Origin of the sequence: Psychrobacter sp. APC 3279 (assembly GCF_030407795.1) — a bacterium.
Lineage (GTDB): Bacteria > Pseudomonadota > Gammaproteobacteria > Pseudomonadales > Moraxellaceae > Psychrobacter.
Genome location: NZ_JASDCR010000034.1, coordinates 1 through 6792, shown reverse-complemented (window position 1 = coordinate 6792; position 6792 = coordinate 1). Strand labels below are relative to the sequence as shown.

6 protein-coding genes and 1 pseudogene are annotated in these 6792 nt (G+C 44.8%); 3 read left to right on the top strand and 4 right to left on the bottom strand.

Features of this window, described 5'->3' with window-relative positions; genetic code table 11:
* Window positions 1-186: 186 nt before the first annotated feature.
* Window positions 187-501 (top strand): hypothetical protein, encoded by a 315-nt coding sequence (locus QL898_RS13610; RefSeq protein WP_290177174.1) that lies wholly within the window; start codon window positions 187-189, stop codon window positions 499-501.
* A 204-nt stretch (window positions 502-705) separates the two neighbouring features.
* Here QL898_RS13610 and QL898_RS13605 read toward each other — a convergent pair whose 3' ends face one another.
* Window positions 706-1542: a symmetrical bis(5'-nucleosyl)-tetraphosphatase gene (locus tag QL898_RS13605; protein WP_102091796.1), complete on the bottom strand. Its 837-nt coding sequence runs from the start codon at window positions 1540-1542 to the stop codon at window positions 706-708.
* Window positions 1543-1683: 141 nt separating this feature from the next.
* Window positions 1684-2547 (bottom strand): 16S rRNA (adenine(1518)-N(6)/adenine(1519)-N(6))-dimethyltransferase RsmA, encoded by an 864-nt coding sequence (gene rsmA, locus QL898_RS13600; protein WP_290177173.1) that lies wholly within the window; start codon window positions 2545-2547, stop codon window positions 1684-1686.
* 309 nt (window positions 2548-2856) lie between these two features.
* On the opposite strand from rsmA, the gene QL898_RS13595 reads away from it, so the two are divergent.
* Window positions 2857-3636: a transglutaminase family protein gene (locus QL898_RS13595; RefSeq protein ID WP_201549076.1), complete on the top strand. Its 780-nt coding sequence runs from the start codon at window positions 2857-2859 to the stop codon at window positions 3634-3636.
* Between the two features lie 161 nt (window positions 3637-3797).
* On the opposite strand, the gene pdxA is transcribed toward QL898_RS13595, so the two are convergent.
* On the bottom strand, window positions 3798-4898 hold the full coding sequence (gene pdxA, locus QL898_RS13590; RefSeq protein WP_201549078.1) for a 4-hydroxythreonine-4-phosphate dehydrogenase PdxA: 1101 nt from the start codon (window positions 4896-4898) through the stop codon (window positions 3798-3800).
* A 302-nt stretch (window positions 4899-5200) separates the two neighbouring features.
* Between pdxA and dnaB the strand changes: the two genes are divergently transcribed.
* Complete coding sequence (dnaB, locus tag QL898_RS13585; protein WP_290177172.1) at window positions 5201-6604, top strand: replicative DNA helicase; 1404 nt, start codon at window positions 5201-5203, stop codon at window positions 6602-6604.
* Between the two features lie 78 nt (window positions 6605-6682).
* Here the strand turns inward: dnaB and QL898_RS13580 are convergent.
* A pseudogene (locus QL898_RS13580) lies at window positions 6683-6792 on the bottom strand (IS1595 family transposase); the annotation flags it as partial.

The following is a 6792-nucleotide window of genomic DNA, read 5'->3' as shown; positions in this document are numbered from 1 at the left end:
AACCAAACAAGGATTCAAAAGGGTTTGGGCTATAAATCGCCAAGACAGCTGTGGTTTGACTTTTATCGTCAAGCTGCGTAACTAAAATCTCCCAAGTTTAGTTCTACGGGATTGACAGCAGGGGTCAGTGTTGATAACATTTATTTCGACGATGGAACTGCTTGGGATAGAGCGACTATAGAAGCTATGTCTGATGGGGGTTACAGTAGCGCTCGCAGCGTGATGTCATTCGATAGAGTTGATGAATTCAATACTGAAATAGATATTTTTGCAAACTCACAGCAAATAGAGCTACCTAGCATTGACGATTTACTTGATTTGAATAGTAATGAATTAATTTTTGAACAAACAGATGTGAGCAATGCTACTCCATCTTCTGATAATGATGTGACATCAGTCTCTGAAGGAGCAACTGACAATACAGCTATGACAGTGGACTTCTCTATAGTGCAAGCGCTTGACAATAATATGCAAGCAGAAGCGATGTTCCATATTATGTAGTACCCTGTTGTATACAATAATCAATGTTGAAAAAGCGGGGAATGAATATCATTACCCGCTTTTTGTTTTAAGCATACCCCAACAGAACCAGATGTTTCACCTTTTAAACCTACTAACAGACCACCTCAAACAGACTGCTATAATGGAACTACTTATAACAGACTATTTATTTAGCCTTATATATTAAGACGCTTATAACCCTCTTTATGGACTCGGGCACTGTGCGCTTGAAGTAAAAACCTTGCCGTCACCCAATCGATAAGCCAATAGATAATTACCCCACACGCAGCCACCGTCGAGTGCGCGCGCATGTGGCAAATCAATTTCGCCTTTTAGCGCAGCCCAATGTCCAAATAGTATCTTACGAGTGCGCGGTACTTGCCACTCAAACCAAGGCAAAAAATCGGTTGGCATAGCCTCATCTAAACCTGCTGAAAAGCTAAACTCAAGTGACCCGTCCTGCTTACACAAGCGCATACGCGTAAAGTAATTAGCAATTGCACGCATCTTGGTAAATCCTTCGATACCTGCATGCCATTCATCCGCTTCTTTGCTATATAGATTCGGCAGCAATTGATCGAGCTGCGCCAAATTGCTTTGCAGCTGAGCTTCTAATTGCTGTGCGTATCCTGCAGCGGCTTCAATACTCCAATGCGGTGGAATCCCTGCATGTACTAGCACCGTGTGCTCATCAGGATAGGCTAATATCGGCTGCCTACGTAACCATTCGAGCAACTCATCACAGTCATCCGCAGCAAAGATAGGTGCCGTTTTGTCTTTATTTTTAAGCTTGGCGGCCCCGCGCCAGACTGCTATCAAATTAAGATCATGATTGCCCAATACCGTTGCCGCAGCGCCTTGCTCACACAACACTTTGACATGACGCAGCGTGTTCAATGAGTCCTCGCCGCGTGCTACCAAATCACCAGCAAACCATAACTTGTCTTGGGCAGGATCGAAATCCAGTGTCTTTAGCAATTGTAGATATGCAGCATAGCAACCCTGTAAGTCACCGATAACATACTGATGGCGAAAACTCATAACACCTCAACGATTTAAATACGATAGTTAAAGACAGCTCGATAAGAAATAAATACCTAAGCACTAATCACAGAAATAAAGCATAAAAAACCGCCATTATAATTGACGGTTAGTAGCATGCTATTATTCATTGAAAATACATTATACGTCTAGCTGTTGTGAATGATTGCTTAGGTTCACAAAATCTGTGACGCTTAATGTCTCAGGTCGTGCCTGCGGATCGATACCACAAGCCACAAAATCGTCTTCGCTCAATGTCGGCAGCAACGTTGATTTTTTAAAGATAGCCCGTAGCGTCTTGCGACGATGGTTAAAAGTCTCACGCACGACGATAGCAAAGTGCTCTTCATCATTTGCGACTACTGGTTTGTTGATATGCGGCGTCAGGCGGAACACGGCACTAGTCACCTTTGGTGGTGGATTAAACGCACCGCGAGGAACGGTCAGCAAATAATCTGTATCACAATGGTACTGCATGATGACCGATAAACGGCCATAGGTCTTGCTACCCACATCGGCTGTAATACGCTCGACCACTTCTTTTTGCAACATAAAATGCATGTCTTGAATCACATCGGCATAGCTAAGCAGATGAAATAAGATAGGCGTTGAGATGTTATACGGCAGGTTACCTACCACGCGCAGCTTACCGCGCTCTTCACTATATAGCTCACGGTAGTCCACATGCATCGCGTTGTCTTTGATAATCTCAAAGTTTGGATGGCTATTGGCACCGATACGAATACGCAAGCTATCTGCCAAATCGCGATCCAGCTCCACGACTGTCATTGCATCTACTTCTGCCAATAACGGCTCGGTCAATGCGCCCATACCAGGCCCAATCTCGATCAAATTGTCATCGCGCTCTAGACGAATACTTTCGACGATTTCGCGAATGACGCTAGTATCATGCAAGAAGTTTTGGCCAAAGCGTTTACGCGGCTGATGTTTGGCAGCACGTAAGCTGTTAGAAATAGTTTGAGCATCAAATGAAGTTTTGGACATAAAAGAGTCTTAATGTATAAAAGAGAAATGGGCAATGATAATGTAATAGCAGCAATGTTTTAGCTTTATAATGATAAATTATACCACAGCTCATAATTAGGCTGTGTTTTTGAATAATTATTATCGATAGACGAGCCATACGCAATTGGTTATGTTTCACCTTTTGAGTTTGAAAAGCGGTATTATGATAATTTAACCCTGTCAGGTATTGCTGCCTGACTCTAGTAAGCCAGTCTCTGGTATAGTCGAGGCGGTTTAGCCCTACGCGATCGTCAGCTCGCTAAATAAATACCCTTAGGGAGTTCACATATGATCCTGAAACTTAACGTCACACTCCATTATCGACTCTCAGAGCCAATGGATCTTTTGCTTCAGATCGAAGCCGCCGATCTTGCGGATCAACGGGTACGGTCAGCCGAGATTTGGACATCTGACGTTGCGCATTTTTCACGGGTTACCGCCGATGATGGCATAGGAGAGCGGATTTGGATTCACGCTGAAGGGGACTTTAGCTGCACTTACCTCGCAGAAATCGCCGTTGACCGTCCTGCCTTAGACATATCGGCACTGTCCCAAACGCCCCTGCATCTTTTGCCCGGAGAGACAATCAGGCATTTGATGCCGTCTCACTATTGCCCGTCAGAACAGTTCCATGCCTTCGTGGACGCCGAGTTTGGCAATCTCGCTGGCGGCGCACGGATTGCCGCGATGCGCGACTGGATCGAGTCGGCATTTAGCTATGTACCCGGATCGAGCCATGCACAAACTACCGCGCTCGACAGCTTTGCTCAACGTCAAGGCGTATGCCGCGACTTTGCGCATGTTCTCGTAACACTAGCGCGCGCGTCGTCGATACCAGCTAGATTCGCAAGCGTCTATGCGCCCGACGTGACACCACAAGACTTTCATGCCGTGGCCGAGGTCTATCTTGAAGGGAGCTGGCACCTCATTGATCCGACTGGCATGGCAGGTGCCGACACGATGGCCCGCATCGGTGTTGGGTCCGATGCGTCAAACGTCGCATTCTTAACCTCGTTCGGATCCATGGAGCTGGTCAACCAATCGGTATCCGTGACCAGACAATCTTAGGTTCCTGATCCTAGGCTTTCGGGCCTGTGTTTAAGACAGATAATGCCCGTCATACACGATAAAAATTTTACTGGATCGTCTTAGGCGGCTGCCTTTTTAGATAGACATTACTATTACTAAAGTTATTAAGTACTATGTGAAAAATATCTATAAGCACTGATTTATACAGCAGGTACATCGATAAGTGATTTATCAGCCATCTCATTAGCCATATTTAGTGCTTGATATAAACTGGTCGCACTCGCACCGCCGCTTCCTGCCAAATCTAGCGCCGTACCATGATCGACAGAGGTACGAATATAAGGCAAGCCCAAGGTTAGATTGACCGTATCGCCAAAACCGTGCGATTTTAATACTGGCAACCCTTGATCGTGATACATGGCAATGACCGCATCACAATTGGCCAAATGTCTAGTGGTAAATAACGTATCGGCTGGCATCGCCTCTGATATGTTGACACCTGCATCAATAAATTCTTGCAACACAGGATTGATAATGTCAATCTCCTCGCTACCCAAGTGCCCGCCCTCGCCTGCATGTGGATTGAGGCCGCAAACTAAAATACGAGGCTGCGCGAGACCAAACTTTTCTCTCATGTCATCGATGACAATCTGCACCGTTTGGCGCACATTATCCGCTGTAATCGCAGCAGGGATGTCTTTTAAGGCCAAATGCGTGGTAACCAGCGCTACCTTCATGGCTTGGTTCGCAAGCATCATGACTACTTTTTCACGATTACTTTGCTGCATAAAAAATTCAGTATGACCACTAAACATGGTGCCATCTAATAGTTTAATGTCCGCGTCTATTAGCGCTGATTTTTGTAACGGCCCAGTGACGATGGCAGCGACTGTATTATTTATTGCCAGTTTATGAGCAATATCTAACTGCTGAGCCACCATCGCTGAGTTAGCAATATTGATCTGACCACTGACCACAGGTGCAGCACAAGGAATATTCAGTAGGATAAAAGCACTATCAGCGTCTATATCTTGCTCTGATATCTGCTCTACCAAATGAACATCGAAATTATCGGCATTTATATCTGTATTGATAGTATGCCAACTGGGTATGCTTTTGAGCACGCCAGCTGCCACCAATTCATCTGCGCGAGTTTGCATCGCTTTAGCATCAGCAGTCACCCAAATTGGCCGAGCAAAGTCTTGCAACTTTCCCTCTGATGCCAAACTCAGTACGACATCCATTCCAATGCCCGCAGGCTCACCAGTGGTAATCAATAGCGGGGCCTTTTTCTGAGTCATATTGCTCACCTTCTCTCAAGTTGAATTATTTATTTTATTGTTCTTATCATCATCTACAGCGCTGGTTCTGTCTAAAATTCACATAAGCGCGCTCAACATATTAAGCATCTTGCACTCGGATTTAGTTAGTCATCGTATCTAAAAAAATCCCAAGATGTGTTAAACTTTCGCTTCTGATTGTAGCATTTACAGACATACGTGAGACCATGTTTTGGTACCTCTATCGTAGATAGCATGGCGCGTTTGTTTGACGACACGACAAACAGATTTTTCTATACCGACTTTTGACTTATTAGGCACTCATGGCAGATACCGAAAAAACCGACGACTTACTCAATCAAACACCGCCGCACAATATCGATATTGAAAAGGCGCTGCTGGCGTCCTTGATGAGTATCGAAGAGGCGTATGACAAGATTGCCGATATCGTCACCAAAGATGACTTTTATGCTGGGCGACATCAATATATTTTTGATGCCATTGCCCATTTGGCAGCAGTGAATGAGCCTTATGATACGGTCATGGTACACGACTGGTTAGAGGCGCAAAAGCTTCTTAAAGGCGCAGGTGGTGACAGTTATCTGGCGGATATTTTGAGCCAAAGCCCTGCAACCTTGTTTAACCTGACTGCCTATGCGCAGCGTGTGCGTGAGCTGTCGACCCTCCGTCAACTGATCACCACAGGTAACGACATGTTGACGCTTGCCTACAATCCAAAAGATCAAAGTGTCAGTGATATCTTGGACAATGTCGAGGGCAAAATATTTAGTATCAATGAGCAGCACAATAAACGCGCCGAACAGCGTGGACCTGTCGGTATTACCTCTGTACTGACCAACGTCATCGATAAGATTCAAGAACTCAAATCAAACCCTGACGGCATGATTGGTTTACAAACGCCATTTGTCGAGCTCAACAACAAGACTCAAGGCCTGCAAGCGGGTGATCTGATTATTGTCGCTGCGCGTCCTTCTATGGGTAAAACCACTTTTGCGATGAACTTAGCAGAAGGAATTTTATTCAATGAGGATTTGCCAGTTGTGGTGTTTTCGATGGAGATGCCTGCTGAATCAATCGTCATGCGTTTGCTGTCTTCTTGGGGTGCGATTAACCAAACACATCTGCGTTCGGGGCAAATGAATGAAGACGAATGGGCAAAAATGATGAATGCCATTCAACATCTACAATCAAAGCACCTTTATATTGATGACAGTACTGCCCTACCGCCGTCTGAAATGCGCTCACGCTGCAGACGCATCGCCAAAAACCATGACGGTCGCTTGGGTGCTATCGTGGTCGATTATCTTCAGCTGATGAAAGTACCCAGTCTAGATGGTAACCGTGTTGGCGAGATTTCTGAGATTTCTCGCAGTCTAAAGGCGCTCGCACGTGAGCTTGAATGTCCCGTGATTGCCTTATCACAGCTTAACCGCAGTCTAGAAAACCGTCCAAATAAACGCCCGATTATGTCGGATCTACGTGAATCTGGTGCGATTGAGCAGGATGCCGATTTGATTATGTTCATCTATCGTGATGAGGTTTATAATGAAAACTCAGACCACAAAGGCGTGGCGGAAATCGTTATTGGTAAACAACGTAATGGCCCTATTGGCACCGTACGTTTGGGCTTTGAAGGTCAATTTACTCGCTTTATCAATCTAACGCCAGAGTACTATCAAGGCGTCAGTTTTGAAAATGATGAGTAACCAGTCTTATAAAATATAAATTTTGTAGAAACTAAGACTTAATTGTAAGCAAAAAAAATAAGGGGCTGTCCTAGATAACTAGTTCAAACCCTGTTTAACCCATTGTTTTAATTGTAGTAATTGCGACTTTGGGTCACTGTGATTAAAACGCCACTCACATTCCTTTAAATAGAGGTGAAAATGTTCTT

What these genes read in the sequence shown, in the direction of transcription:
- QL898_RS13595 (WP_201549076.1), top strand. Translation starts at nt 2,857, where the DNA reads ATGATCCTGAAACTTAACGTCACACTCCATTATCGACTCTCAGAGCCA.
- pdxA (WP_201549078.1), bottom strand. Translation starts at nt 4,898, where the DNA reads ATGACTCAGAAAAAGGCCCCGCTATTGATTACCACTGGTGAGCCTGCG.
- dnaB (WP_290177172.1), top strand. Translation starts at nt 5,201, where the DNA reads ATGGCAGATACCGAAAAAACCGACGACTTACTCAATCAAACACCGCCG.
- QL898_RS13605 (WP_102091796.1), bottom strand. Translation starts at nt 1,542, where the DNA reads ATGAGTTTTCGCCATCAGTATGTTATCGGTGACTTACAGGGTTGCTAT.
- rsmA (WP_290177173.1), bottom strand. Translation starts at nt 2,547, where the DNA reads ATGTCCAAAACTTCATTTGATGCTCAAACTATTTCTAACAGCTTACGT.
- QL898_RS13610 (WP_290177174.1), top strand. Translation starts at nt 187, where the DNA reads ATGTCTGATGGGGGTTACAGTAGCGCTCGCAGCGTGATGTCATTCGAT.